Annotated in this window: 30 protein-coding genes and 1 pseudogene; 14 read left to right on the top strand and 17 right to left on the bottom strand. The window is 62.4% G+C overall.

Going from position 1 to position 26,721, the window contains the following annotated elements; all coding sequences use genetic code 11:
- Positions 1–46 precede the first annotated feature (46 nt).
- From BGP85_RS22095 to BGP85_RS22055, 8 genes and pseudogenes are all read right to left on the bottom strand, one after another.
- Positions 47–163: pseudogene (locus tag BGP85_RS22095) on the bottom strand (Y-family DNA polymerase); the annotation flags it as partial.
- Positions 153–581, bottom strand: a complete 429-nt coding sequence (locus BGP85_RS22090; RefSeq protein ID WP_021785658.1) for a LexA family protein — start codon at positions 579–581, stop codon at positions 153–155. The gene BGP85_RS22090 and the pseudogene BGP85_RS22095, both read right to left, overlap by 11 nt.
- Positions 582–686: 105 nt before the next feature.
- Positions 687–1,481 carry a DNA adenine methylase gene (locus BGP85_RS22085; protein ID WP_103449855.1) on the bottom strand — a complete coding sequence of 265 codons (795 nt, stop codon included), beginning with the start codon at positions 1,479–1,481 and terminating at the stop codon, positions 687–689.
- A 150-nt stretch (positions 1,482–1,631) separates the two neighbouring features.
- Positions 1,632–2,192, bottom strand: coding sequence for a lysis protein (locus BGP85_RS22080; RefSeq protein WP_103449854.1), 561 nt, complete (start codon positions 2,190–2,192; stop codon positions 1,632–1,634).
- Positions 2,189–2,740 (bottom strand): glycoside hydrolase family 19 protein, encoded by a 552-nt coding sequence (locus BGP85_RS22075; RefSeq protein ID WP_103449853.1) that lies wholly within the window; start codon positions 2,738–2,740, stop codon positions 2,189–2,191. Before BGP85_RS22075 ends, BGP85_RS22080 begins: the two co-directional genes overlap by 4 nt.
- 1,281 nt (positions 2,741–4,021) lie before the next feature.
- On the bottom strand, positions 4,022–4,720 hold the full coding sequence (locus tag BGP85_RS22065; RefSeq protein ID WP_103449851.1) for an anti-sigma factor: 699 nt from the start codon (positions 4,718–4,720) through the stop codon (positions 4,022–4,024).
- Positions 4,717–5,265, bottom strand: coding sequence for a sigma-70 family RNA polymerase sigma factor (locus tag BGP85_RS22060; RefSeq protein WP_103449850.1), 549 nt, complete (start codon positions 5,263–5,265; stop codon positions 4,717–4,719). The genes BGP85_RS22065 and BGP85_RS22060 overlap by 4 nt, the downstream gene beginning before the upstream one ends.
- Before the next feature lie 103 nt (positions 5,266–5,368).
- Positions 5,369–5,896, bottom strand: coding sequence for a DUF3455 domain-containing protein (locus BGP85_RS22055; RefSeq protein ID WP_103449849.1), 528 nt, complete (start codon positions 5,894–5,896; stop codon positions 5,369–5,371).
- Between the two features lie 176 nt (positions 5,897–6,072).
- Here BGP85_RS22055 and BGP85_RS22050 point away from each other — a divergent pair, with 176 nt between their 5' ends.
- From BGP85_RS22050 to BGP85_RS22040, 3 genes are all read left to right on the top strand, one after another.
- Positions 6,073–6,648: a sigma-70 family RNA polymerase sigma factor gene (locus tag BGP85_RS22050; protein WP_181004553.1), complete on the top strand. Its 576-nt coding sequence runs from the start codon at positions 6,073–6,075 to the stop codon at positions 6,646–6,648.
- Positions 6,645–7,349, top strand: coding sequence for an anti-sigma factor (locus tag BGP85_RS22045; RefSeq protein WP_103449847.1), 705 nt, complete (start codon positions 6,645–6,647; stop codon positions 7,347–7,349). The genes BGP85_RS22050 and BGP85_RS22045 overlap by 4 nt, the downstream gene beginning before the upstream one ends.
- Positions 7,350–7,422: 73 nt before the next feature.
- Positions 7,423–7,983, top strand: coding sequence for a fasciclin domain-containing protein (locus BGP85_RS22040; protein WP_103449846.1), 561 nt, complete (start codon positions 7,423–7,425; stop codon positions 7,981–7,983).
- Between the two features lie 137 nt (positions 7,984–8,120).
- On the opposite strand, the gene BGP85_RS22035 is transcribed toward BGP85_RS22040, so the two are convergent.
- Positions 8,121–9,242 (bottom strand): site-specific integrase, encoded by a 1,122-nt coding sequence (locus tag BGP85_RS22035; RefSeq protein WP_103449845.1) that lies wholly within the window; start codon positions 9,240–9,242, stop codon positions 8,121–8,123.
- Positions 9,243–9,343: 101 nt separating this feature from the next.
- Between BGP85_RS22035 and dusA the strand changes: the two genes are divergently transcribed.
- From dusA to BGP85_RS22015, 4 genes are all read left to right on the top strand, one after another.
- Entirely contained in the window at positions 9,344–10,354 is a 1,011-nt protein-coding gene (gene dusA, locus BGP85_RS22030) for a tRNA dihydrouridine(20/20a) synthase DusA (protein WP_103449910.1), read from the top strand.
- Positions 10,355–10,601: 247 nt separating this feature from the next.
- Positions 10,602–11,528 (top strand): transaldolase, encoded by a 927-nt coding sequence (gene tal / locus BGP85_RS22025; protein WP_103449844.1) that lies wholly within the window; start codon positions 10,602–10,604, stop codon positions 11,526–11,528.
- Between the two features lie 96 nt (positions 11,529–11,624).
- On the top strand, positions 11,625–13,466 hold the full coding sequence (locus BGP85_RS22020) for an alkaline phosphatase D family protein (RefSeq protein WP_103449843.1): 1,842 nt from the start codon (positions 11,625–11,627) through the stop codon (positions 13,464–13,466).
- A 150-nt stretch (positions 13,467–13,616) separates the two neighbouring features.
- Complete coding sequence (locus tag BGP85_RS22015; protein WP_103449842.1) at positions 13,617–14,072, top strand: REP-associated tyrosine transposase; 456 nt, start codon at positions 13,617–13,619, stop codon at positions 14,070–14,072.
- Positions 14,073–14,133: 61 nt separating this feature from the next.
- On the opposite strand, the gene rssC is transcribed toward BGP85_RS22015, so the two are convergent.
- Together rssC and rssB are read right to left on the bottom strand one after the other, a co-directional pair.
- Entirely contained in the window at positions 14,134–14,616 is a 483-nt protein-coding gene (gene rssC, locus BGP85_RS22010) for an anti-sigma factor antagonist RssC (RefSeq protein WP_027919583.1), read from the bottom strand.
- On the bottom strand, positions 14,613–15,797 hold the full coding sequence (rssB, locus tag BGP85_RS22005) for a two-component system response regulator RssB (RefSeq protein ID WP_103449909.1): 1,185 nt from the start codon (positions 15,795–15,797) through the stop codon (positions 14,613–14,615). The genes rssC and rssB overlap by 4 nt, the downstream gene beginning before the upstream one ends.
- A gap of 270 nt (positions 15,798–16,067) precedes the next feature.
- On the opposite strand from rssB, the gene BGP85_RS22000 reads away from it, so the two are divergent.
- Positions 16,068–16,367: a PilZ domain-containing protein gene (locus BGP85_RS22000; protein WP_103449841.1), complete on the top strand. Its 300-nt coding sequence runs from the start codon at positions 16,068–16,070 to the stop codon at positions 16,365–16,367.
- A gap of 51 nt (positions 16,368–16,418) precedes the next feature.
- On the opposite strand, the gene BGP85_RS21995 is transcribed toward BGP85_RS22000, so the two are convergent.
- Positions 16,419–17,126, bottom strand: a complete 708-nt coding sequence (locus tag BGP85_RS21995; RefSeq protein ID WP_103449840.1) for an MlaA family lipoprotein — start codon at positions 17,124–17,126, stop codon at positions 16,419–16,421.
- 188 nt (positions 17,127–17,314) lie between these two features.
- Between BGP85_RS21995 and BGP85_RS21990 the strand changes: the two genes are divergently transcribed.
- Together BGP85_RS21990 and BGP85_RS21985 are read left to right on the top strand one after the other, a co-directional pair.
- Positions 17,315–17,878 carry a phosphonoacetaldehyde phosphonohydrolase-related protein gene (locus BGP85_RS21990; protein ID WP_103449839.1) on the top strand — a complete coding sequence of 188 codons (564 nt, stop codon included), beginning with the start codon at positions 17,315–17,317 and terminating at the stop codon, positions 17,876–17,878.
- 123 nt (positions 17,879–18,001) lie between these two features.
- The gene (locus BGP85_RS21985) at positions 18,002–18,265 is read left to right on the top strand and encodes a DUF4404 family protein (protein WP_103449838.1); all 264 of its coding nucleotides are present in this window, start codon (positions 18,002–18,004) and stop codon (positions 18,263–18,265) included.
- A gap of 39 nt (positions 18,266–18,304) precedes the next feature.
- On the opposite strand, the gene queF is transcribed toward BGP85_RS21985, so the two are convergent.
- Both queF and BGP85_RS21975 read right to left on the bottom strand, forming a co-directional pair.
- A complete protein-coding gene (queF, locus tag BGP85_RS21980) occupies positions 18,305–19,135 on the bottom strand; it encodes an NADPH-dependent 7-cyano-7-deazaguanine reductase QueF (RefSeq protein ID WP_103449837.1) in 831 nt (276 codons plus the stop codon).
- 68 nt (positions 19,136–19,203) lie between these two features.
- Complete coding sequence (locus tag BGP85_RS21975; protein WP_103449836.1) at positions 19,204–19,737, bottom strand: cupredoxin domain-containing protein; 534 nt, start codon at positions 19,735–19,737, stop codon at positions 19,204–19,206.
- Between the two features lie 150 nt (positions 19,738–19,887).
- Here BGP85_RS21975 and cinR point away from each other — a divergent pair, with 150 nt between their 5' ends.
- A complete protein-coding gene (gene cinR, locus BGP85_RS21970; RefSeq protein WP_103449835.1) occupies positions 19,888–20,568 on the top strand; it encodes a two-component system response regulator CinR in 681 nt (226 codons plus the stop codon).
- Positions 20,568–21,911 carry a heavy metal sensor histidine kinase gene (locus BGP85_RS21965; RefSeq protein ID WP_181004552.1) on the top strand — a complete coding sequence of 448 codons (1,344 nt, stop codon included), beginning with the start codon at positions 20,568–20,570 and terminating at the stop codon, positions 21,909–21,911. Before cinR ends, BGP85_RS21965 begins: the two co-directional genes overlap by 1 nt.
- A 107-nt stretch (positions 21,912–22,018) precedes the next feature.
- Here the strand turns inward: BGP85_RS21965 and BGP85_RS21960 are convergent, their stop codons facing one another.
- From BGP85_RS21960 to BGP85_RS21950, 3 genes are read right to left on the bottom strand one after another with little or no spacing between them, the layout of a single operon-like run.
- Positions 22,019–23,260: a lipoprotein-releasing ABC transporter permease subunit gene (locus tag BGP85_RS21960; RefSeq protein ID WP_103449834.1), complete on the bottom strand. Its 1,242-nt coding sequence runs from the start codon at positions 23,258–23,260 to the stop codon at positions 22,019–22,021.
- Between the two features lie 59 nt (positions 23,261–23,319).
- Positions 23,320–24,003 carry a lipoprotein-releasing ABC transporter ATP-binding protein LolD gene (gene lolD, locus BGP85_RS21955; RefSeq protein ID WP_181004551.1) on the bottom strand — a complete coding sequence of 228 codons (684 nt, stop codon included), beginning with the start codon at positions 24,001–24,003 and terminating at the stop codon, positions 23,320–23,322.
- Positions 24,004–24,010: 7 nt separating this feature from the next.
- Positions 24,011–25,261 carry a lipoprotein-releasing ABC transporter permease subunit gene (locus BGP85_RS21950; RefSeq protein ID WP_103449832.1) on the bottom strand — a complete coding sequence of 417 codons (1,251 nt, stop codon included), beginning with the start codon at positions 25,259–25,261 and terminating at the stop codon, positions 24,011–24,013.
- Positions 25,262–25,354: 93 nt separating this feature from the next.
- Here BGP85_RS21950 and BGP85_RS21945 point away from each other — a divergent pair, with 93 nt between their 5' ends.
- Positions 25,355–25,939: a PilZ domain-containing protein gene (locus BGP85_RS21945; RefSeq protein WP_103449831.1), complete on the top strand. Its 585-nt coding sequence runs from the start codon at positions 25,355–25,357 to the stop codon at positions 25,937–25,939.
- Positions 25,940–25,969: 30 nt separating this feature from the next.
- On the top strand, positions 25,970–26,686 hold the full coding sequence (locus tag BGP85_RS21940; protein ID WP_103449830.1) for a glycerophosphodiester phosphodiesterase: 717 nt from the start codon (positions 25,970–25,972) through the stop codon (positions 26,684–26,686).
- Positions 26,687–26,721: the final 35 nt, after the last annotated feature.

Genomic DNA, 26,721 nt, shown 5'->3' with positions numbered 1-26,721 from the left:
GGTGGCGCGGACTCTACAGGATTTACTAACGATTCCCACCCCTCAGATCGTTGTTGCTCAGGACGACGATGGGGGTTTTGGCAAGATCCGGCCGGAACACTCGCTCGCAGCTCGCATAGAAGGAGTTACAGTCGATCAGCGCGAATACTTGGTCACTGGGCATGATCGCGCACGCTGTAGCGAACCACACCCCAGATGACCAGGTCGTCGCCCTCCATGACGTGTCGCGGCGGGTAAGCGGGATTTTCCGACTGCAGGATAACCACCCCGTTGCGCCGGAACAGGCGCTTGCATACAGGCTCCGCGTTTATGGCAGCGATCACGATATCGCCATGCACAGCTTCGTTGCTTCGGTCGACTATGAGCAAATCACCGGAGTAGATCCCCGCGCCTTGCATACTGTCGCCCTCCACCTTCACCAGGTAGACATGGGGAGCGCGTAAGTCAAAGAGCTCGTCGAGGGAGATGTGTCGCTCCAGATGATCCGCAGCCGGCGACGGGAAGCCTGCCGGCACTTGGAACGAATACACCGGCAGCAACGTGGGTCCGCCCGTCGGCGTACCGATGAAGGTGATGGTCATGAGGTACGATCCAAATTAACTGTATATGCGTACAGTTAACTGTGAGATTCTTCCTAGGTCAATGTGCACCTGCCGGGTAACCGACAGGCGCCCAAAAGTGCAGCATCAGAACAGCTGCCCCAAGCCAGCCGGTTGCCAATTCATGATCACCAGCTCGCCGGTCACTTCCGCCTTGCCTTGGCGCTGGTTCGTATTGGTGTAGCGAATATCCAGGTACTCGAAATGGAAGCCGTCGAAGGCACGCCGGATATCTGGGTGGTCGTTGATGCTGACCATCACCTTGCCCTTGCACCGTCGCATGAAGTCGGCCATCCGCTCGTACTCCTCGAAGGGGAAGTCCACGCCATAGCCGGCGGTCTGCCAGTAAGGCGGGTCCATGTAGAAGAAGGTGTGCGCTCGATCGTAGCGCTCCGCGCAGGCGAGCCAGGACAGGTTCTCGACATAGGTACCGGCGAGGCGCTGCCATGCGGCGGACAGATTCTCCTCGATGCGCAGCAGGTTGATGGCCGGTCCGGTGGTAGCGGTACCGAACGTCTGCCCCGTGACCTTGCCACCGAAGGCGTGCTGCTGCAGGTAGAAGAAGCGTGCAGCACGCTGGATGTCGGTCAGGGTTTCAGGGCGCGTCATCTTTTGCCACTCGAAGATCTGGCGGGAGCTGAGCGCCCATTTGAACTGGCGCACGAACTCCTCGAGGTGGTTCTGGACAACGCGGTAGAGGGTGACCAGGTCACCGTTGAGATCGTTCAGCACCTCCACCGGGGCGGGCTGGGGACGCATGAAGTACAACGCGGCACCGCCTGCGAAGACTTCGACATAGCATTCATGAGGGGGAAAGAGGGGGATCAAGCGGTCGGCCAGGCGGCGTTTGCCACCCATCCAGGGAATGATTGGAGAGGTCATAGGCATGCAAGTCTTTACTGTATGGATAAACAGGTGCTAGGCTCGCCGCGCTTTGTGCACAAGGCAGAGGCTGCGGCTGGACTTGCAGGAATGGTCTGCGGGTTCGGCGGGCCGGCTGGATGTTGACGCATCCACCCGGCTCGCCTCTTTTCACTTGGTGACTTCGCGCACGTAGGCCTGGCAGGCCTGCAACGCGATCAGCCCCCGGTTGCCTTCGTCGGTGATGGCGACAATTCGTTGAGCATGCGCTGGGTCAAGTTGGGCGCGTACGGTGCCAGGTACCACGCCTCCGGTGCCGGCGGCTTCTCGCACCCCACCGTCACAACGCGAGGCGGCAAAGGCTCCGGCGTCGACAAGGACTGACAGCCGCAGATCAGAGGTAGCAAGCCTGTCACGCAGGCGAGCTTGAGCTTGTTGAGCATCGTTCATTTCCTTCCAGTGCGTTTGGGCCTGCTGCTGCAGGCGGGCTTCCAGGGCGCCGCGCGCCTTGCGTTGTTCATCCAGCCGGTCTAGCGCCGCAGCTGCTGCCTTCTCCCGCTCAAGGAGATGCGCCCGATCCTTCGCCGCCAGCTGTTCACCGTAATTGTCTGCCTGCTCGGCGAGCTGTTTCATGTAAGCGTTTTCCTGCCACATCCAGGCTGCGCGGGCGCCGGCAGCGCACGCGATGAGCAGCGCAGTCACGACGAGCAAGCGAGTGGCCCAGGCGTTCACTGCAGCACCTCGAGCGCCCGCTTGTAGATCGCTTTGCGCTCATCAAGGCCATTGGTCCCGCCATTGATCCGCTTGGTGATGGCCAGGATGTCGCCCTTATCGGCCAAGCTGTTCAGGCCTTCTTTCTGCCAGAACCAGCCGGCCGACATCGACGCGTAGACCGGCTGCTCGAGCAGCTCGGGGGTATTGAGCAACCGGCTGTCCCCGAACAGGGCCTCGCTGCAGGCCTGATAGTTGAACTTGCCCGTCACCTGGATGAGCCCGCGACCGCAGTACAGCTGGCCATCACCGTCTGCCTCAGGCGTATTGCCCAGGCGCTCTGCCAGGCGGCCGGTGTCGTACTTCGACAGGTACTTGTCATTGCCCAGCTCGCGCACGTACTGCAGCTGGCCCGACTCATGCCCGATCTGAGCGAGGAACGCGGCCATGCGCAGGCGCGTGATGATGGCGAACTTGCCCATGGTGGCGTTGAGGCCGGGAACAAAAACGCCGGCTTTGCGGCCGGCGTTCGGGAGGATCTGCAGCAGCTGTTTCTCGTTGATAGGCATCGTCCATCTCCTGTAGGTAGCCGTCTCGACCGTTACCGATTTTTGAACTGCAGCCACCGGTGGTGGCATCCCTACAGCGGACTTGCTTGGCCGTGATGGTGAAACCGCCGATGCAGGTGCGGGTGCCGGCGGCGCCTTCACCACAGGCACCGGTGCCGGCATACCGACCACGGGGCTGATCGCCACAAGGGGCGCTGCTGGTGGGCTCTCTGCAGTAACTACCCTGGGCTGCTCTTTGCCTTTTGGCTCAGGCGCCTCTGCCACGGCCTCTGGCTTATCCTCCCCGAACAGTTTCTTACTCAGCCACCCGCCGAGCGCTTCGCCACCGATACCACCGATGGCCATGCCAATCGCCCCGCCAATCGCGGTACCGATGACTGGCACAGCCGAACCGATTGCAGCCCCCACCGAAGCACCTGCCCAGGCGCCGGCCATGCCGACTGCCGCGCCGCCATACCCTTCTGCCTTCTCGTCACGCGTTTCAGCATTGACTGCAGTGTCGAGCACACCGGGAATGGCGTCCGCAAACTTGCCACCCGGCAGTTTGCCGATGTACCGGGTGACACCGCGCACGCCACGAACCATCTGCCCCAGGCGTCCAAGCTCAGGGGAAGCCGCACCGGCCAGCGCCTGAGCGCCATGAACAGGCAGTTGAACCGCAGGTTTCGGCAGTTGCTCCGCCAGTGTCAACGTGGGTACCAACGCTTTTGGCGGACGGGCCACCGGAACCGAAGCTGGAGCCGAGGCTACTGCTCGAGGAGCTGGCACGCTTGGCCGCGACCGAGACAACTTGGCCGCAACCCGACGACGACGCCGACGCGCACGGCGGCTCCCAGGTTGCTCTGCCGTTCCCGCCCCGATGCTGCTCTCACCAACACGGCCGATTGCGTTCGCGTTCACCACGAACACCCGTTGCGGATCATTGCCAACCACTGGGCCGGCGTCATTGCTGGCCGGGGCGCCAAGCACCTTGCCCAGTGCGTCCAAGCCCACATCTACCACCGGAATACCCGTCTTGGGCAGAGCGACATCGGCTTGAGCTGCCTCCGCCTTGCCTCCACGCCGGTAACCCAACGCCCCAACCGCAGCCGCCAGGGCTCCCAGCCCCATCACCACTTCCGGCAGCTTGTCCGAGAGCTTGGTGATGCCCTATAACCGGGAAATTGCACCTCGCCTGGCCAGGTGCCGGTGGCCGTCGACATCGTCGACGATCAATCCGGACCGGACTTTGGCGAGGGCAGCTAACGACCCAAAGCGGTCAGTGGTTCTAGACCTTTTTGCTCAAATCACTTTTACCGCGCGGCCAATGAACTTAACCGGCCCCGTCGGCAGCCCGGTAGGTGAACCGCTGGATTTCTCCAGTGTAAGCTCGAACAACTGGTTGGCCTCCAGCGGTGGTAGGCTCTGTAGCGGAACACGATAGGGCTCTCCGGGCTTGACCAGGCCCAGTGAAACTGGTGCGCGCCACTGTTCACCCTTGGTCCAGAACTGAAGGGCCATGCCTTCGGGGACAACATCCAGGCCAAGCGGGATCAACTCGATCATGCGGCTGTCGCTGGTCTGCATCACCCAGCCGGCTGTCTGGCTGCTGGGTGCCACCAGTACCACCACGAATTGAGTGGTGGGCGGGGGCGCAGTAAGCAATGTAAACGCTAGGGCCGCGCTTGCAGCCAGCCCCGCAGCACTCAGCCCTTGCCAAAGGCCGAGGCGTCGCCACCATTTGACTCGCTGTTGTACGGCGGGTGCGGCCAGTTCACTCAGGCTGCGCTGGATACGGCCCCACAGGCGAGCGCTTGCTGGTTGCGGCGCAGCCAGCGCGGTCAGCTCCAGCAAACGTGCCTCCCAGGTATCCACGGCGGCGCGCAAAGCCGGATCGCTGCCCAGGCGCTCAATCACTGTGGCATGTTGCTGTGGCGACAGGGTTCCCAGCACAAACTCGCCGGCGAGGCTGTCCAGTTCCTCGGCAGTATCCGGCTTCATTCCAGGCACTCCCGTAATGCCTTGAGGCTGCGCTTGATCCAGGCTTTGACGGTGCCCAAGGGCGCCCCCAGAAGCCCAGCGATTTCGGCGTGGCTGCAGCCGTCCACATAGGCGTGCAGGATGCAACGCTGCGGTGCAGGCTGCAGTTTTTCGAGGCAACGGTAGATCTTCGCCGACCCTGACCAGAGGTCAATGTCATCGAATCCCCCGTGCAATGTGGGCGTCGTATCCATATCGGCTTCGTCCAGCACCGTTTCGCGGCGGGAATCGCGGATCGAATTCAATGCCAGGTGGCGGGTGATACTGTAGATCCAGCCGCGTGCCGAGCCGCGCGCCGGGTCGAAGCTAGCGGCGCGGGTCCAGATGCGGATAAACGCGTCGTGGACGATATCTTCTGCGCTGGCGTCGTCACGCGCGATGCGCCGAGCAACGCCCAGCAGGCGTGCGCCTTCGTGGTCGTAAAGCGCCTGCAGGGCACGCCGATCGCCCTGTGCGCAGGCCTCCAGGCAGCGGTGGAAGTCGAAGGGGGCGACAGGCGAATTCAACGTGTGCAGCTTCCTTGTGTCATGCAAGGTACCCCGGCCATCCAGCCGGGGGCTTGCCAACGAGCGTAGATGAACGATTGCAAGGTGTCTGCTCAAGTGCGTCTTACTTGGCTGTCCAGAACACATAGTCGGCCTGGTACTGGACGACCTGCTTGGTACCTTTGTTCTGCGCTGTGCAGTCGCTTGCCGGTGCCACGCCGCCGCGGGTGGCCAGGCGCTGGATATAGCTGACCCCTTGCATGGCGCCTTTGCCTTCGGCCGGGTTGGCCTTGACCAGTTGATAGGGTATGGCTCCTTTGTCTGCGGGTGACACCGCCAGCTGGGTACCGGTGACTTTCGAACCATCCTTGGCTTGCCAGGTGGCGGGGGGGCCGAAGTAGTCGCCCACCTGTTTGCCTGCACGGTCATTGAGCACGGCCTTGGGGCCGACGAAGGTCCATTCGGTTTGGCCAGGAGTGTTGGCCTTGTCGCGGCACTCGTAGGTGATTTCGCCGACGCCGACGGTCTCGAGTAAGACGCGATGGCCATCGGGCACCTTGACCGAATCTGGCACTGTGGATTGGGCGTGAGCGGGTTGCACCGCCAGGGCGAGGCAGCAGGCGAGCAGACAGGCGGAGTGTTTGAGGCTCATGGGTAGTGCTCCTTACAGGTCATTTGGTTGGGCAGTCACAAGGCTGCCCATTCAGCAATACCCGCCAACGGTCGAACTGGATGCACCGGATGGAAAAAAAGCTGCGCCATGGCCACCCGAGCAGCGCCTGCAAAGCAGGCTAGAGTGAATGAATGCATCGCAGGAGACCGCCCACTTTGCCTATCAGACCGAACACTGCGGAGTCCGCCCCACGGGAACCCGAGGTCCAGGCACAGGATGTGCTACTGCAGGCGTGCGGCAGCGGTAACCGCCTGGCCTTCGAAACCTTGTACTGCGCCACTTCGGCCCGACTGTTCGGGATCTGCCTGTACTACCTGGGCAACCGCGCCGAGGCAGAAGAGGTACTGCAGGAGGCCTACACCAGTATCTGGCTCAAGGCTTCCAGTTTCGACCCCGGGCTCGCCAGCGCCTACACATGGCTTGCGACCATCACTCGGCACAAGGCCATCGACCGGCGCCGCGCCCGGCGTGTACACGAGCCACTTGAAGCCGCCACGCAATGGGCTGCCAAGGACACGGTCATCGACAGCATCGAGCGCGAACGCCAGGGCAATGCGATCGATCGCTGCCTGGCAACGCTGGCGGAGGATCAGCAACGCTATATCCGCGTGGCATTCTTCGAGGGCTGCTCGTATGCCGAACTGGCCGAACGCCACAGTATCCCGCTGGGCACCATGAAAAGCTGTATCCGTCGGGGGCTGCTGGTCTTGCGTGGGTGCCTGGGCCTATGAACGAGCAAGGTGTGCCATCCGACGAACGCGATCAGTTGATCGCCGAATACGTGCTGGGCGTGCTCAGCGCCGAGGACCGCGCCCAGGTCGAGGCCATGGCTGCACGGGACCCCAATGCTCAGGCGGCAATTGCAGCATGGCAGTCTCACTTTGCGTGCTGGCTTGATCGACTGCCCGAGGTCAGCCCGCCAGCGCATGTCTGGCAGGCGATCGAGGCGAAACTGTTCCCAGTAATCGGCCAGCCGCAGCGCGAACGACCGGTTTGGTGGCGCAGCCTCGGGTTCTGGCGCTGGACTTCGGCGGCTCTGGCGGCCTGCCTGCTCGCAAGCGTTATCACGCTCGTACAGCCGCCACACCCAACGCCGCCTGCAATGCTTGCCCGGCTGGAGCAGAGCGACGGGGTTACACTTTTCGCCGCGACGGTTCAAACCGGTGGCACCAGCGTGCTGTTCGTCCCCACCCGAACCAGCACCTGGCGATACCGCACTGCCCAAGCCTGGGTGATCGGCGGCGATGGCACGCCACGTTCGCTCGGTCTCTTGGCGGCCAATGCAGCCACCGCACTGACCGTGCCTTCGGAGCTTGCTGGAGCACTCACCGACGGTGCGGTGCTGGCGGTATCTCTGGAGCCTCTGAAAGGCTCGCCGACCGGGCTGCCGACCGGGCCGGTCATCGCTCAAGGAAAAATATCGTCGTTGTGATGCATCCGTTGGGGTTGCTGCTCCGTATATTCCTCACCTTCATCCGAAGGCCAAAGAATCGAGGAGACGCATCATGCTTACCTTTGTTCAACGTGTTACCGCGACCTGCCTAGTCGCCCTTTGCCTGACGGCATCCCCTAGCTTCGCCGCCAGCCCGCTTATGGTCGGCGGTGCGCCGATGTACCCCAACAAGACCATTGTCGAAAACGCGGTGAACTCCAAAGACCACACCACGTTGGTGGCGGCTGTCAAAGCAGCGAGTCTGGTGGACACCCTCAACAGTAAAGGTCCTTTCACTGTCTTTGCACCGACCAACGAAGCCTTCGCCAAGCTACCTGCCGGTACAGTCGACACCTTGGTAAAACCTGAGCACAAAGCGGATCTGACCAAGATACTGACCTACCACGTTGTGTCCGGCACCCTCACTGCCAAGCAATTGATGACCGAGGCCAAGGCACACGGCGGCAAGATCATGCTGAAAACCGTCCAGGGTGAACCTCTAACCGTCATGCTACATGGCAGCCAGCTTTGGGTGATGGACGCCAAAGGTGGTAAGGCCGCGGTCACCATCGCCGATGTGATGCAGGCCAATGGCGTGATTCATGTGGTCGATACGGTGTTGATGCCGAAGTAGCGTTGTTGGCCATGGCGGGCATTCTGGCGATGTCCGCTATGGGTCGAAAGCAGCCGTACTCGACTGACCGCAATCGACCCAAAGCCGATGCCTACCACTAGTAAGCGCTTATATAGGTAGCATCGTTACCCACCCGCCTACTCCGCCCGGGCGCCGAGTTTAACCGGTGCCTGAATGATCTGATCCATCCACTTCCAGCCTTTATACCCATCACCTCGCCCACGCAAATGGGTATACCGCCGCAGCGAGTTCCAATCACGGTGACCAGATACACTTGAGACCCTCGGTATGTCCCAGTCCATTTCAAACAACCGACTCACCCCTTCGTGACGCAAGTCGTGGAAGTGCAGATCCTCTATCCCTTTCATCTTGCATGCCTTCGACCAGGCTGTACCGATTGAATCCGTGTTGTAAGGAAATATCTCGCGACATTCTCTGGGCATGCTCTGCACGATGATCCACGCTTCATCCGGCAAGTAACACCAGACATCGTTGCCGATCTTCTGACCGGGGTTTTTCATGTCCCGCACCTTCACTGCCTGCCGGTGCTCATCGAGATCTTCCCACCGTATGCGTGTGATCTCGTCCATTCGGCGGGTCGAAAAAATCGCGAACGCTACTACCTTGGGCATGTGGATGACGCTCGGACGCCGCTGCAACATCTCGAAGAAGTGCTCCATCACCTTATCGATCTCATCGAGCGTAGGACGCCGATCCCGCTCTCGGCTCTTCAGGTTGTAGCCGAACTTCTTCAGCACCAGACGCGCATCTGGCATTGCTTGCGCGTCAATCTCATACCCCCACGCCGCCCTGGCGAGGGACAGCACCGACCCCAGGTGCGCCAGGTCATTGCCGGCAGTCTGCGGTTTAATGCCTCCACCTTCAGGACTCATGCGCCACAGCGCATAGTCCACCAGCACCTGCTGGGTGAGGTCAGAATCCACCTTCTCCCCCAGGTAGCTGTTCTTGATGGCATTCAACGTGCGGCGCTTCGTATCGCCCAACGGCCGGGCTTTCTCGGCCTCGACTAGGTAGCGGTCGATCATCTGCTTGACCGTGTGCCCTACCCGGCTGGCCCGCTCGATTGCACCAGGCTCCGCCAACTCGGTTTCCCGTCGCTTCGCCCAGGCCACCGCCGCCTGTTTGCGGGCGAACGTCTGGCTCTCTTGGTAGACTGTCACCTTATCGCGGTTGATGCGGATCTGAGCTGTGTAGCTGATGGCGCCGTCGGCCTTCTTGCGGGGTCTGATCGTTGCCATGAGAATTGGTACACGTCCTGATTCGATTGGTACATTGCAACAAGCGCTTGGTAAAAACGCCCCAAAACCCCCGAAAATCGGTACGAAACACGTTGAACGAAATCACTGCAAAATCAGGCGCTAAGCCAGATACCACGCGCCCTGAGCCGTCCAGACGCTTCAGCGTGGCTCCCATGATGGACTGGACGGACCGTCATTGCCGGTTCTTCCTGCGCCTGCTCTCCAAGCAAACCCTGCTCTACACCGAAATGGTCACCACCGGTGCCCTGCTGCACAACGACGCGCACCGTTTCCTGCGCCACGACGTCTCCGAGCACCCGCTGGCCCTCCAGCTGGGCGGCAGTGTGCCGGCCGACCTGGCCGCCTGCGCCAAGCTGGCCGAGGAAGCCGGCTACGACGAGGTCAACCTCAACGTCGGCTGCCCGAGCGACCGGGTGCAGAACAACATGATCGGTGCCTGCCTGATGGCCCATCCGGCACTGGTGGCCGATTGCGTGAAAGCCATGCAGGATGCGGTATCCACGCCGGTGACGGTGAAGCACCGCATCGGCATCAATGGCCGCGACAGCTATGCCGAGCTGTGCGATTTCGTTGGCCAGGTGCGTGAGGCCGGCTGCCGGAGCTTTACCGTGCATGCGCGCATTGCGATTCTCGAGGGCCTGTCGCCGAAGGAGAACCGCGAGATCCCGCCGCTGCGCTACGACGTGGCCGCGCAGTTGAAGGCGGACTTCCCAGACCTGGAGATCGTGCTCAATGGCGGGATCAAGACCCTGGCGGAATGCCAGGCGCACCTTGAGACCTTCGATGGCGTAATGCTGGGGCGTGAGGCGTACCACAACCCTTACCTGCTGGCCGAGGTGGATCAGCAACTGTTTGCCAGCCAAGCGCCGGTGGTGAGCCGCAGCGAGGCACTGGAGCAGTTGCGGCCTTATATCGTGGCGCACATGGAGAGTGGTGGCGCGATGCATCACATCACCCGGCATATTCTGGGTCTTGGCCAGGGTTTCCCAGGGGCGCGACGGTTCCGCCAATTGTTGTCGGCGGATATTCACAAGGCGGCGGAGCCGCTGAAGGTGTTCGATCAGGCGGCGGAGTTGATGCAAGGGCGGTGAGGTTGGGGTTGCGGCGAGTCTGACAGGTGCTTGCCACAATATCTTCAGCGCCTGTGGGATCGAGCGCCGCGCGGGCGGCGCTCGATCCCACAGGCGCTAAAACACTCAAGGCGAGCCCTCAGGGAACCTCGCGCCAGCTGCTGACTCGAATCATCACCTTCGGCAATTCTGCCCTGCCCCACTGGCCTCTTGAGCGCCCGTCGGGCCTCGGGTAATGTCGAGTAAATGCACAGGACAGAGCACGCCCATGACCTCCAAGCTGGAACAACTCAAGCAGTTCACCACCGTGGTTGCCGACACCGGGGACCTGGATGCCATCACCCGCCTCAAGCCGGTCGATGCCACCACCAACCCGTCGCTGCTGCTCAAGGCCGCCGCCATGCCGGGCTATGCCGAGCTGCTCAAGCAGGTGAAGGCCGATGCCAAGGGCAATGTCGACCTGGCCTGCGACAAGTTCGCCGTGGCCGTGGGCGCGGGCATTCTCAAGGTCATTCCGGGGCGAATTTCCACCGAGGTGGATGCGCGCCTGTCGTTCGATGAGCCGGCGCTGCTGAACAAGGCACGTCAGCTGATCGGCCTGTACGAAGCCGCCGGGGTATCGAAAGACCGCGTGCTGATCAAGCTGGCCTCCACCTGGGAAGGCATCCGCGCCGCCGAAAAGCTGGAAAAGGAAGGCATTCAGACAAACCTGACCCTGCTGTTCTCCTTCGCCCAGGCCCAGGCCTGCGCCGACGCTGGCGTGTTCCTGATATCGCCGTTCGTGGGCCGTATCTACGACTGGTACAAGAAAAGCACCGGCCAGGACTACGTCGGCGCCGAAGACCCGGGTGTGCAGTCGGTCACGCGCATCTACAACTATTACAAGACCAATGGCTACGACACCGTGGTCATGGGCGCGAGCTTCCGCAATCTCGGCCAGATCGAACAGCTGGCCGGCTGCGATCGCCTGACCATCAGCCCGGACCTGCTGGACAAGCTGGGCAGTGACCAGGGCGAGCTGCCGCGGATTCTCAAGCCGGGCAATGCCGGTGAGGCCAAGCAGGTGCTGAACGAAAGCCAGTTCCGCTGGGCGATGAACGAAGATGCCATGGGCACCGAGAAACTGGCTGAAGGCATTCGCCAGTTTGCCCGCGATCAGGAAAAGCTCGAGAAGTTGATGGCTGAAAAAGCCTGATACATCTAAGGTTTGCCAGACGGGCGGGAAATGTTCAGCATTTTCCGCCCGTTTTGTTTCAGCGGGCTATGAATGCGTTCTGAACTCAAAGGCAAAATGACCTCATCCCCATTGCCCCTCGTACTCGCCGGCCCGGTAATGCGCCGCCTGGAACCGCAAAGGCTAGCCATCTGGCTGGTCGGCAGCCAACCCCTGCAGCCCGAATTCATCCTCGACGGCACCGCCAAGGTCGATTGCCAAGTCGTTGCTGTCGGCCAGCACGCCTTCATTCACCTGCTGGACATTCACTTCGCCGAGCCCCTGCCGCGCAACGTCGCCATCGCCTACGAGCTGCTGATCGATGGCCTGGGCATCGCCGACTGGGCCCCGCACCTGCTTTACCCTTGCAGCCATCGCCCCAGCCTGGTGCTGCGCGACCGCCTTGACCAGGTGCTGCATGGGTCCTGCCGCAAGCCGCATCACCCGGCCGCCGACGGCCTGCTCTGCGCTGACCGGTTGCTACAAACCTGCCAACGACCGGAAGACCGCCCCGCCGTGCTATTGATGACAGGCGACCAGATTTATACCGACGACGTCGCCGGCCCGATGCTGCGCGCCATCCATTCACTGATCGAACGCCTGGGGCTGTTCGACGAATCGCTGGACGGCGCGGTGGTCACCGACAGCCAAACGCTCTACAGCCACCCGGCCAGCTACTACCATCGCGCCGACCTGTTGCCCGCCCAGCAGGGCAACGAAACCCTGCGCGAGCGCTTCTTCGGCGGCAAGCGCAAGCCGATCTTCTCCTCCAGCAACGCCGACAACCACTTGGTGACCTTCGCCGAGGTCATGGCCATGTATCTGCTGGTGTGGGCGCCCGCGCCCTGGCGCCTGGTAGACCTGGGCATGCCTAGCGGCCTGAGCCAGCAAGACCAGGCGCGCTACCGCGAGGAACTGCCGCTGATCGAGGCCTTCGCCGCCAGCCTGAGCGACGTGGCACGGGTGATGGCCCACCTGCCCTGCCTGATGATCTTCGACGACCACGACATCACCGACGACTGGAACCTCTCGGCGCAATGGGAAGAAACCGCTTACGGCAACCCCTTCTCGCGGCGGATCATCGGCAATGCGCTGCTGGGCTATCTGCTGTGCCAGGCTTGGGGCAACGACCCGGATGGCTGCAACATACTGGTCAGCCAGTGCCAGACGCTAACCCGGCAGCAGGATGAGCTGATCGGCGAGCTGTTGCGCTTCCAGGGCTGGCAGTACAGCCTGCCCAGCGAGCCGCCGCTGCTGGTGCTGGACACCCGCACCCGCCGCTGGCGCAGCGAAAGCGACCTGGGCAAGCCGTCCGGCCTGCTCGACTGGGAAGCGCTGTGCGAGCTGCAGCAGGCGCTGCTGGACCACCCCTCGGCAATCATCGTGTCACCGGCACCGATCTTTGGCGTCAAGCTGATCGAGACCGTGCAGAAGGTGTTCAGCTGGCTGGGCTACCCGTTGCTGGTGGATGCCGAAAACTGGATGGCCCACCGTGGCGCGGCGCAGGTGATCCTGAACATCTTCCGCCATTCACGCACACCGGGGCACTACGTGATCCTCTCGGGCGACGTGCACTATTCGTTCGTCTACGAGGTGCTGATCCGCCACCGCCAACGCAGCCCGCATCTGTGGCAGGTGACCAGCAGCGGGATCAAGAACGAGTTCCCACGGCGCTTGCTGGACGTGCTGGACCGGCTCAACCGCTGGCTGTATTCGCCACGATCACCACTGAACTGGTTCACCAAGCGCCGGCAGATGGAGGTGGTGCCACTCACGCCCAGCCGCAGCAAGGCCGGGGAGCGGCTGTGGAATGGGGCGGGGTTGGGGCAGGTGCTGTTCGATGAGCAAGGGCGGCCGGCGCGGGTGTTCCAGCTGAGTGCGGATGGCAGTGAGGCGACCGAGTTTGCGCAGCGGGATTAAATGTCACCTGGCGACCACGCGAATCCTGTAGGAGCGGGCTTGCCCCGCGAAAGGGCCAGTACTGGCAACCAATATCCAGCAACCATTACCTGCTTCACGCCACGGCTACCTGAACTATGTTTCGCTTGAACGCTCATCAAGGGATATCACATGGATCGTGCCCACAACCACCTCCTGCGCCGTGGCCGCTTTTCTCAACCGGGCGAGCTTTACCTGCTCACCACTGTCACCTATCAGCGACAACGCATCTTTACTCAGATGCGCTTTGCCCGCGCCGTCATTCATCAACTGCGGAAAACTGATAGTGATGGACTGACCCAATCTTTGGCGTGGGTCGTCATGCCTGACCATGTGCATTGGCTGATTGAACTGCAAACTGGAACCCTGTGCCATCTGATGCGCCGGTTCAAATCATGCAGTAGCCATGCGCTTTATCAAGCTGGCATGGCGCGCCGCAAAATATGGCAAGCAGGGTATTACGACCGAGCGCTACGCCGAAAAGAGCATGTGCAGGAAGTCGCCAGGTACATTATTGCCAATCCGATAAGGGCTGGACTGGTGACGCGGTCGGGGGACTACCCACACTGGGATGCGATCTGGGTATGAACTGGTGGCCCTTTCGCGGGGCAAGCCCGCTCCTACAATGACCGTGTCATACCGAAAGGGATCAGGTCCGCTCCAGCGCATTCACCAGGTCATGGAAGGCTTCGCGGTTGGAGTCATTGAGCCCCATGAGGATCTTGTGCGCCTCCAGCACCTTGGAGCGCACCACATCCTCGTTCTGATCCTGCGACGGCAGATCGGTCAGGCACTCTGGGCGTGGCACCGGGCGGTCGACGATGTTGAACACCTGGTCGAAGCCCATGGATTGCAGCAGGCGCGAAATGTCCGGATTGGTGGTAACCACGGTCGGCAACAGGCCAACCTTCTGCCGCGACAGGATCGACAGCTTGGCCAGCAGGCCCAAGGTGGTGCTGTCGATGCTCTCGGTTTCGGTCAGGTCGATGACGATGGTCGAGAAGTTCAGCGCGGTGAAAATCTTCTCGATCGTCGCATCCAGCGCCGAACACAGTGTCAGACGCACTTCACCGACGAATTTCAGTACAAAGGTACCGCTCTGCTCGGCGAACTGGATTCTACCGGTACTCATTGAAGGTTCCTGCTCAACACCAATAGGGCGATATCATCCGGCATCTCCCCAAGCGTAGCCAATCCAAATCGTTGGCGCAGCCCATCCAGGCTACCACCCGCTGCATTGACGATCTCCGGCAAGGCAGCTTCTTTATCTTTGAGCGTATGCCCCGGCAAAAGGTCCAGAATGCCATCGGACATCAAGCTCAGGCTGAACTGCGGCGGCAGCTCGATCACCAGGTCCTGGTAGGTCGCCTCGTCGAACAGCCCCACCGGCAGGCCGCGGCCTTCCAGGTAGCGGGCCTGGCCCGGGGTATACAGCACCGGCAGCGGCAAGTGGCCGCCCACGGCGTAGGTCAGCAGGCCGGTTTCTTCATCAATCACACCACCGACCATGGTCACGTGCTTGCCCAACTTGCAGTTGATCAGCCCGCGGTTGATGTGGCTGAGCACTTCCGAAGGCTTGAACTCGCGCAGCTTGCTGCTGCGCTTGAATTCGAACAACAGCCGCGTGGTCATGAACTTCAGCAACACCGTGACGAACGCCGATGATGCACCGTGCCCGGAGACATCGGCCAGGTAGAAGGCTATGCGCCGCTCATCCACACGGAAGTAGTCGGCGAAATCACCCGACAGGTACAGCGACGGGATGATCTGGTGCTCGAAAGAGAACTCGCCGAGCTTCCAGGGGCTTTCCGGCAGCATGTTCATCTGCACCTGGCGACCAGCGGTCTGGTCCTCCTGCAACAGGTGCAGGCTGGCTTCCAGTTCACGGTTGGCCGCTTCCAGCTTGTCGCGGTAGCGCTGGTTTTCCAGCACCAGGCGCGAACGGTCAAGCGCCCGGCGTACCGAGTGTTCGAGCACGGCGAGGTCTTCCAGCGGCTTGATCAGGTAGTCGGCAGCGCCCAGGCGCAAGGCCTCGACCGCATCGCTCATCACGCCGGCACCCGACACCACGATCACCGGCAACTGCGGTGCGCGCTCGCTGATCTGGCGGATCAGTTCGAGGCCGCCCATCTGCGGCATGCGCAGATCGCAGATCACGAGGTCGGGCTGGTGTTCTTCGAAGACCTGGAGCCCCTGCTGGCCATTACCGGCCTGGAGGACGCTGAAGCCACTGTCTTCCAGATAGGCGGCGAGGCTCGCACGGACCACGTCGTCATCATCGATGATCAGCAGCGTTGCACTGATTTTCTGCATGTGGGCGAACGGCGCCGATTTGGGTGGGTGCAGGGGTGCCAGCAAGGCTGACATCCAACTGCTGGAATACTCTGTGGTAACGCTCTACTTGAGTTGTAGGCCAAGAACGCGGCCCAGGCAACCAGTCGAGATACCTCGTAAGGCGCAGACGGTACTCCCATCCGCAAGGCGTTTCAAGCATACGTCGGTCGAGTACGCTGCTCTTTACAGGGTAAATCACCGAGAGTTATAAAAACGCCAACCAGTACAACCTATTGGGAAGGATGCAGCATGCCTCATACACCCTCCAACCACAGCGAGAAACGCGATTTCATCCGCATGCGCATCGACACCGAGGTCAGCCTGCTGCATGAGGGGCAGGTCATCGCGGCGGTGTGCCTGGACCTTTCCAACGGCGGCATGCAGGTCCAGGCGCCGCAGCAATTCAAAGTCGGTGACCACCTGGAGGTGCGCATCGACTCCGATCACCCGGCCCTCAAGGGCCTGCACACCAGCACCGAGGTGGTGTGGATCGCCGATCAACCCGATGGGCAGCAGAAACTCGGCCTTCGCATCCTGGCCATGCATTGAGCGGTAACAAAAACGGCGACCCGAAGGTCGCCGTTTTCATGCCTGCACGGATCAGAAGTCGTCTTCGACTTCGCCATCCTTGACCTTGAACTCGCGGTTCTGCAGATAGGCATTGCGGATGAAGATGTATTTGTCACCCTGAATCAGCTTCTCGGCCGACAACAGGCTGGCCCGGGTGTCGACCACGTTCAGGGCGAAGATCGAGTTACGCACCGGTACATCGTTGATGTAGCGGTAGGGTTCGGTATAGGTGTCGGGGTACTTGGCCAGGCCGTCCCGCACGGTGCTCGGGCCGAGCAGCGGGATCACGACGTACGGGCCGCTGGGCACGCCCCAGCGACCGAGGGTCTGGCCGAAGTCTTCGTCGTTGCGCTGCAGGCCCATCTTGGTGCCGACGTCAAAGAAGCCGCCAAGGCCGAACACGGTATTGACGATCAGCCGCGCGGTATCCACGCCCGCTGCATGGGGCTTGAATTGCAGCACGTCGTTGGCCAGGTTGGTGACATCCCCGACGTTGTTGAACATGTTGTGGATGCCATCCTGCAAGAACTGCGGGGTGACCCACTGGTAGCCCTTGGCCAATGGCTTGAGGCCATAGGTATCGATCGTATCGTTGAAACGGAAAATCGGTCGGTTGACCGCTTCCCAAGGATCTTCCTCGGTGGCGGCCTGAGTGGCTGCCATGGGCGCCAGCAGCAAGCTGGCGCAGACAAAGGCCTGGGTGACTCGCTCGATCACACCGGCACCGATCCTACGCATAGATGTTTCTCCATCGAAATTCTCGGCCGCAAGCGCAACGGGGCGCTGCTGTACTGCGGCAGTATAGAGCCTTGCACGCTGATAAACAGCTTTACACATTTTTGCTCAATAAATTGTGAACAACTGTTGCCCGTCACAGCACGGTAACAATCGTCGAATAGCCTGCGGATTATTTCAGGGACGTTACCATGCTCGCTGCACCCGCCATTACCGCTGTGCTGTTCGGCCTGCGCGGCTGCCTGGTCCAGGCCACCGACGGCAGCCCCCTGCCCGCCCCTGGCGCCCTCGAAACGCTGGCTGGCCTGCGCCATGCGCAGGTGCCGTGCATCTGGCTGGACGACTTGAGCAGCTTGCAAAGCAGGCGCCTGGCCACCGTGTTACCAGACTGGTTGCCAGGTCACTCGGTCAACGGCGTGCGCTGGCCGGCGCCGAATGCCTGCTGGCAGGCCTTGATGAGCCTGGACAGCGAACGCCTGGAAGGTTGCGTGCTGGTCAGCGGTGAGCCCAAGCTCTTGCAGTCAGGCCTCAACGCCGGCTTGTGGACAGTGGGGCTGGCGGCCTGCAGCCCGTCGTGCGACCTCTCCTCCAGGCAATGGCAGGCCATGACCCAGCAAGAGCAGGATCTGGCCCGCGGCAAGGCCACGCTGGCCCTGTTCAGCCTGGGCGTGCATTCGGTAATCGACCACCTCGATGAACTGGATACCTGCCTTGCCGACATCGCGCTGCGCTGCAGCAAGGGCGAAAAACCCTGACACAGCACCATTGATGCGGATCATGCAAAGCGCCAGCGAGTGGATTACGCTAGGAGACAGGCGAGAACCTTTGCCGCTTCGCTGAGGTCCATGCCTTGCCAAGCCATTGATGGAGAAAAGCTAATGCCTGCCCGCGAATTGCAAGAGCGCTTGAACAGCCTGCGCGAGCAACTGGACCGCAACGTACCGCTTACGGATGAAGAACTGGCCGCCCTGCACGAAGAAGCCAGGCAGATCGAAGCGCAGTTGAAGCTCGAGGAAGCCACGCCGGACAACAACGTGGTCGACGGGGTGAACCTGGCGATCGAACGCTTCGAGGCCGACCACCCGGATTTGACCGCCACCCTGCGCAGCATTGCCAACTCGCTGCACAGCATGGGTATCTGAAACGACCGGGGCCGCTTTGCGGCCCCAGCTACATAGAACTTACTGGCGAACCAGTCGCAGGTTCGCCGGGCTAATCGCCCCGGTGCTGCGGTATGGGTTGATATCCAGCCCGCCGCGGCGCACATACCGCGCATACACGGTCAGGTGCTCAGGCTGCAGCAGGTTCTTCAAGTCCAGGTAGATCCGCTCCACGCACTGCTCATGGAAGTCGGCGTGCTGGCGGAAGCTGATCAGGTAGGTCAGCAGGCTGGCATGGTCCAGCGCCCTGCCCTTGTACTCCACCACCACGCTGCCCCAGTCTGGCTGGCCGGTCACCGGGCAATTGGACTTGAGCAGGTGGCTGTGCACCGTCTCTTCGACCATGCGCTCCGGGTTGCAGCTCAGCAATTCAGGTTGCGGTTGCTCGTAGTTGTCGATCGCCACATCCAGCGCATCGATGCATTCCCCGGGCAAGGCAACCACGCCCTGCGCCTCCACCTCCGCCAGGGTGCGCACCTGCACGCCAACTGGCTTGCCAGCGGCCGCCGAAAGGTCCTTCTCCAGGCACGCCTGCAGCTCGCCGATCGAGGCGAATACGGTCTGGTTCAACGAGTTGAGGTAGAGCTTGAAGGACTTCGACTCGATGATGTTCGGCGAATCGGCCGGAATGGCGAACTCACCGATGGCCACCACCGGTTTGCCCGAGGGCAGCAACCACGACAGCTCGAAGCAGTTCCAGTAATCCACGCCCTGCCACGGCAAGGTCTGGGCAGTCACGCCCAGCTCAGCCCACTTGGCCGTACGCGGGATCGGGAACAGCAACGAAGGCGTGTAGGTGGCGATGTATTCGCTGGACTTGCCCAGCGGAGAATGTTCGGCGGCGGGATGCATGGAAACTGACCTGGAGGTTCGAAATTGCCCCTAGTCTACCGGTTTTGCACCCCGCCTTGGAGTGCCAGTCACTCGATGGTCAGCTCCCCGACCATACCGGCCTGATAATGCCCCGGCACGTTGCAGGCGAATTCAATCGGTGCCGACTTGCGGAAGGTCCAGGTCAGTTCGGCGCGCTGGCCAGGCTGCACCAGTACGGTGTTGCCACCGCCATGGCCATGGGCACCGTGGTCCATCTGGCCAGGGGTCATCGGGGCATGGCCCATCTGCGAATGGTCCATGCCCTCATGCTGCATGGCAGCGTTGTACATCTTGCCCTGCATGGCGATCATTTCCTTCTGGTGTTCAGCATGCATGGCCTTGTCACCGAGGTTGAACTCATGGGGCAACTTGCCTTCGTTGATCAGCACGAAACGCACGGTCTCACCGGCTTTCACCTGCAGGCTCTTGGGCTCGAAGGCGATGTCCTTGAGCACTACCTCGACAGTGCGAGTGGCCTTGACTGCCGGGGCGGGCTCGCCGAAAGCGAAGGTTTTCGCCTCGCCGGCCAGGGTGGGCAGGCTGACCAGGGCCAAAGCGGCGGCGATGAACAGGTGTTTCATGATGACTCCAAAGATCACAGCGGGATGAGACCACTCTAGAAAGGCACGGCTGGCGGTTAGCTGACGGGAAGATTACAACTTTGTCAGCTTGGGCGAGCAGGCACATCGTCACGTATCATTTCAGCCATCACCCGACCCTGTAGGAGCCTCATGAAACTGCTGATCGTCGAAGACCAGGCCCGCACCGGCCAGTACCTGAGCCAGGGCCTGAGTGAAGCCGGCTTCGCCACCGAACTGGCTACCGACGGCGAGACCGGCCAGTACCTGGCCCTGACCGGCGACCACGACTTGCTGATCCTGGACGTGATGCTGCCCGGGCGTGATGGCTGGCAGATTCTGCAGGCCGTGCGCACTGCCGGGCTGGATACCCCGGTGCTGTTCCTCACCGCCCGCGACGCCGTCGAAGACCGCGTGCACGGCCTGGAACTGGGCGCCGACGATTACCTGGTCAAGCCGTTCGCCTTCTCCGAACTGCTGGCCCGGGTACGCAGCCTGCTGCGCCGCGGCGCCAGCCCCAGCCAGGACACCACCCTGATCCTGGCCGACCTGCGCCTGGACCTGATTCGCCGGCGCGCCGAACGGGCCGGCACACGCATCGACCTGACCGCCAAGGAGTTCGCCCTGCTCGAACTGCTGCTGCGCCGCCAGGGCGAGGTGCTGCCCAAGTCGCTGATTGCCTCGCAAGTGTGGGACATGAACTTCGACAGCGACACCAACGTGATCGAAGTGGCGGTACGCCGCCTGCGCCTGAAGATCGACGACCCGCACCCGAACAAGCTGATCCATACCGTGCGCGGCATGGGCTACGTGCTCGAAGAGCGCCAGGACTGATGCGCCGGCTTTCCCTCGGCACGCGTCTGGCACTGCTGTTTGCCGCCTGTACCGCCACCGTGTCGCTGGGTGCGGGGCTGCTGTTCAACCGTGCCAGCGAGCAGCATTTCGTCGAACTGGACCAGCAACTGCTGGAATCGCGCCTGTCCCTGTTTCGCAGCCAGCTCGCCGGCCTGAAGGGCCCTGACGATCTGCAGAGCCGTTTGCCAGCCTTGCGCAACGAGCTCAGCCACCAGGCTGACCTGGCGCTGCGCATCGACGGCCGCGACGGCGCGATCTGGTTTGCCAGCCGCGACGGCCTGCCAGACACACCGTCAACGTCCGGGCTGACGACCCTGTACGCAGACGGCGTCGATTATCGAAGCCTGGCAGTGCCGGCGGACGATCAGACGGCTGCGCAACTGACACTGTTTCTCGACATCACCCATCACCAGCACTTCCTGCAAGGCATGCAGCGCCTGATCTGGCTCACCGTCGGGCTGTCGGCCCTGGCCACTGCGCTGCTGGGTGCCTGGGCCGCGCGCAGCGGCCTGCGCCCACTGCGCCAGATGGGCCAGGTGGCCAACAGCGTGTCGGCGCGCTCACTGACCACCCGTCTGCCGGTGGTGCAAATGCCCGAGGAGCTGGCGGAACTGGCCACCACCGTGAACGCCATGCTGCAACGCCTGGACGACGCCTTCCAGCGCCTGTCGGCGTTCTCCGCCGACATCGCCCACGAGCTGCGCACGCCGCTGTCCAACCTGCTGACCCACACCCAGGTCACCCTCACCCGCCCGCGCAGCCTGGAGGAATACCGCGAAGCACTGCATGGCAACCTCGAAGAACTGCAGTGGATGGCGCAGATGATCAACGACATGCTGTTCCTCGCCAAGGCCGACCACGGCCTGCTGGTGCCGGGGCAGGCGGCGCTGGCCTTGCACGATGACGTGGACGCGCTGCTGGAATATTACGCGCCGTTGGCCGAGGACAATGAGGTGCAGTTGCTGCGCGAAGGCGAGGCGGTCTTGCAGGGGGATCGGCATATGCTGCGACGGGCGCTGTCCAACCTGCTCGACAATGCCTTGCGCTTCACGCCGCCGGGCGGGCAGATACGGGTGACGCTGGAGCCGGGCTTGCGGATTTGCGTGGCCAATACCGGGACGGCAATCGAAGCGGCGGCGTTACCGCGCCTGTTTGATCGTTTCTACCGGGTGGACCCGGCGCGGCGGGAAGGGAGTAGTGAGCATGCCGGGTTGGGGTTGGCGATTACCCGATCGATCGTGCAGGCCCATGGCGGGAGTATTCGGGCGCAATGCGGGGACGGCTGGACAAAGTTCGTGATCGAGCTGCCTGAAATCCGGTGAAACGGGGGGCTGCTTTGCAGCCCATCGCGGGGCAAGCCCGCTCCTACAGGGAAATGCGTTACCTGTAGGAGCGGGCTTGCCCCGCGAAGAGGCCCTGGCTGGATGGCTCAGACCGCCAGGCCAATCGCCGGCTGAACCTGCGATGCCCGATACGCCGGATAGATGGTCGCCAGGAAGCTCATCACCAACCCGGCAGCACAGATCATCAGCACATCCCCGCCCTGCAGTTCGGACGGCAAGCTGCTGACGAAGTAAACATCGGAAGTGAAGATGTGCTGCCCGCTCACCCGCTCCAGCCAGCCGACGATCTGGCTGACATTGAGCGCGGCAATCACCCCGAGCACCCCGCCGATCAAGGTGCCGACAATGCCGATCAGGCTGCCCTGAACCATGAACGTACCCATGATCTGCGCAGGCGTGGCACCCAGGGTACGGAGGATGGCGATGTCCGGCCCCTTGTCGTTCACCACCATCACCAGGGTGGCGATGATGTTGAATGCCGCCACCGCAATGATCATCAGCAGCAACAGGCCGATCATGGTCTTTTCCATCTTCATCGCGCTGAACAGGCTCCCTTGGGTGTGCGACCAGTCATCGGCGCGGTAGCCATCGCCCAAGCCCGCAGCGATTGCCTTGGACACCTGCGGTGCTGCGTACAGGTCATGCAGCTTCAGGCGCACACCCTGTACCTGGCCAGGTGCCCAGCGCTGCATTTCGCCGGCATCTGCCACATGCATGTAGGCCTGCGAGCCGTCCAGCTCGGCACCGACCTTGAAGATGCCAACCACAGTCAGGCGCTGCATGCGCGGGGTGATACCGCCGGGTTCCTTGCTGATTTCCGGCACGATCAGGGTCAGCTTGTCGCCAGTGTTGAGGCGGAAGCGCCGCGCGGTCAGTTCGCCGATGACCACGCCGTACTCGCCCGGCTGCAGGTTCTGCAGGCGGCCCTGAACAATATGCTGGCCGACGATCGAGACCTTGTCTTCCTCGGCCGGGTCGATGCCGCTGACCTGGATCGGCTGCATCGCCCCCTTGTACGAAAGCATGCCTTCCATCTCGGTGATCGGCGCCGCGGCCATCACGGCCGGGTTCTGCAACGCAGCGTCGGCCGCCTTGCGCCAGTCGTCCAGCGGCTGCACGCCAAGGATCGAGGCATGCGGCACCAGGCCGAGAATGCGCGAGCTCATTTCGCGCTGGAAGCCGTTCATCACCGACAGCACCACGATCATCGCCAGCACGCCCAGCGACAGGCCGATCATCGAGGTCATCGAAATGAACGAGATGAAGTGGTTGCGGCGCTTGGCCCGGGTGTAGCGCGCGCCAATGAAGATGGGCAAGGGTCTGAACATGTTGGAAACACCCAATTAAAACGGGAAAACGGGGTGGCATCGCCACCCCGTGCACTCGGTCAGATCGCCACCAGGTGGCCGTCGTCGAGCTTCAGTACGCGGTCCATCTGGCGTGCCAGATTGAGGTCGTGGGTCACCACCAGGAAGGCGGTGCGCGACGCACTGGACAACTCCTGCATCAGTTCCTGGATGCCCTGAGCGGTGTGGTGGTCGAGGTTGCCGGTCGGCTCGTCGAGCATCACCAGGCCCGGGCGGTTTACCAGGGCACGGGCGATCGCCACCCGCTGGCGCTCGCCACCGGACAGTTCGGCCGGCTTATGGTGCAGACGATGACCCAGGCCGACCCGCTTGAGCAGCGCTTCGGCACGCTCACGGGCCTGCGGAATGGCGGTGCGGCCGATCAGCAGCGGCATGCACACGTTCTCCATGGCGGTGAACTCTGGCAACAGGTGGTGGAACTGGTAGACGAAGCCCAGCTCGCGGTTGCGCAGCAGGCCGCGCGCACGCTCGCCGAGGGCCGACAGTTCTTCCCCGGCCAGCCATACGCTGCCCTGGGTCGGCCGGTCGAGGCCGCCGAGCAGGTTGAGCAAGGTACTCTTGCCGGAGCCGGAGCTGCCGACGATGGCCACGCGCTCACCGGCATGCAGCTCCAGGTTGAGCCCGGACAGTACCTGCACCGACTCCGGGCCCTCGTCGTAGGACTTGCCCAGGTTGCGGCAACTCAGAACGGCTTTATCACTCATGCGCGACTCACTCATAACGTAGCGCCTCTGCAGGCTGGGTGCGGGCCGCACGCCAGGCCGGGTACAGGGTGGCGAAGAAACTCAGGACCAGCGCCGCACCGCAGACCATGTACACGTCCTGGGACTGGATCTGCGACGGCAGGTAATCGATGAAGTAGACGTCGGCGTTGAGGAACTTGTGCCCGATCAGTTTCTCGATGCCGGCGATCACCGCGCTCACGTTCAGCGCGGCGACGATCCCGACCACGGCGCCGATCAGGGTGCCGATCACCCCGATCACCGTGCCCTGGACCATGAAGATCAGCATGATCTGCCCCGGCGTGGCGCCCAGGGTCCGCAAGATGGCGATATCGCCGCGCTTGTCGTTGACCACCATCACCAGAGTGGAAATGATGTTGAACGCCGCCACCGCGACGATCAGCAGCAACAGCAGGCCGATCATGGCCTTTTCCATGCGGATCGCCTGGTACAGGTTGCCGTGGGTACGGGTCCAGTCGCGGCTGTAGTACTCCTGGTCGCCCAGCTGCTGGGCGATGCTCCAGGCCACCCGCGGCGCCTGGAACAGGTCGTCGAACTTCAGGCGCAGGCCCTGGACCTGGTCCGGCTTCCAGCGGTGCAGGCGGGACAGGTCGGTGATGTTGGTCAGGCCCAGGTAACCGTCGATCTCGCCCGCGCCAACGTGGAAGGTGCCGACCACGGTGAAGCGCTTCATGCGCGGGAACATGCCGGCCGGGGTCACGCTGACCTCGGGGGCGACGAAGGTCAGCTTGTCGCCGATGGCGACGCCCAGCTTGGCTGCGGCCTTGTCGCCGATCATGATGCCCCACTCGCCGGGCGCCAGCTTGTCGAGGCTGCCTTGCTGGATGAAGTTGTCGATGATCGACACCTCGCGCTCGCGCGCCGGGTCGATGCCATTGAGCAACACCTTCTGCACCTTGCCGTCATGGGTCAGCAGGCCCTGCATCTGCGTGTACGGGGCAACCGCCAGCACCTGCGGATTCTGCTTTACTTGTTGGGCAAGGGCAGACCAGTCGTTGATCGGCTGGCCGCTCTCCAGCGTGGCGTGGGGGATCATGCCCAACACGCGGGTACGCATCTCGTGATCAAAACCGTTCATGACCGAGAGCACCACGATCATCACCACCACGCCCAGGGCGAGGCCGATCATCGAGGTCAGGGAAATGAACGAGACGAAGTGGTTACGGCGCTTGGCACGGGTGTAACGCGTACCGATGAATGCGAAAAGAGGTCTGAACATGTCGGGGCTTGTTCGGATGAAAGGGAACGTCCTTGTGGCGAGGCGCCTACGGCGGCTTTACACTCGGACCACCGCCGCAACCATGGGTTCGCCATGACGACATTAGACGAAGAAGATCGCCGCGAATACTACCGCATCGAAGATCGGATCGCACTGGAAATCAGCCCCCTCAGTGCGGCCGAAGCCCTTGAGGCAGAACTGTTGCAGGATGATTCACCGCTGTTCAACCTGCTCAGCGAGCTGCACCTGTCCGACTTCGAGTCGCAGCACCTGCTGCGCCAGCTGAGCGAGAAGGACCGCACCCTGGCGGCGTTCCTGCGGGCGCAGAACAAGCGCCTCGACCTGCTCAGCGCAGTGGTCGCGCAAACCCTGCTCGGTGAAATCGGCCAACCCCAGCGGGTAATCATTTCCGAAGGTGGCATCGAGTTCGCGCAACCCCAGCAGATCGCCCCCGGCACCCGGGTGAAGGTGAAGATGGTGCTGATGCCACGCGCCCACGGCCTGCTGCTGCGCGGCAAGGTCACCCACTGCGACCCGCGCCCGGACGGCGATTTCGAGGTCGGCACGGAATTCACCGACATGACCGATGCCCAACGGCAACTGCTGGCCCGCTACATCCTGCAGCGCCAACAGCAGCAACGGCGCCAGCAACTGGAACAAGACGGCCCCGCCTCCTGAGCCCTATCCCCCTGATTTGAAGGAACGAACGTGACCCTGATCTACGGCCACCGCGGCGCCAAGGGCGAAGCCCCCGAAAATACCCTGAAGAGTTTTCAGCAGTGCCTGTCCCACGGCGTAACCCGCTGCGAACTGGACCTGCACCTGTCGGCCGACAACGAGCTGATGGTGATCCACGACCCCACCCTCAAGCGCACCACCGGCCGACGCGGCAAGGTGGTCGAGCACCCGGCTGCCGAATTGATCAAGATCGATGCGCGCAAGGGTGGCCCGGGCCACGTGCAGCCCTGCCCTATTCCGAAACTCGAAGAGCTGTTCGAGAAGTGCCCATTCGAGCATTGGCAGCTGGAGGTCAAGAGTGCCTCGCGCACCCGCGCCGCCACCACCGTGCTGGCGATCCGCGAACTGGCGCAGCAATACGGCCTGCTGGACAAGGTGACCATCACCTCCAGTTCACGGGAAGTGCTGGGCGCGGCCCAAGAACTGGTACCGGATGTGAAACGCGGGCTGGTTGCCGAGTACGCCTGGCTCGACCCGTTGAAGGTCGCGCAGAACTATGGCTGCGAACTGCTGGCTTTGAACTGGACACTATGCACCCCCGAGCGCCTGCTCAAAGCCCAGGGCCAGGGTCTGCATGTGTCGGTGTGGACGGTCAACGAACCGGCGCTGATGCGCCGGCTCGCTGATTTTGGCGTGGACAGCCTGATTACAGACTTTCCCGGTTTGGCCAAGACCACCCTCGGGTAGGGCTGAAATCGGTCTCCCCGACCGGCTCAGGCCAC

Source organism: Pseudomonas putida, assembly GCF_002906855.1.
In the GTDB taxonomy this organism is placed as follows: domain Bacteria; phylum Pseudomonadota; class Gammaproteobacteria; order Pseudomonadales; family Pseudomonadaceae; genus Aquipseudomonas; species Aquipseudomonas putida_N.
This window is presented reverse-complemented; position numbering and strand designations above follow the sequence as displayed.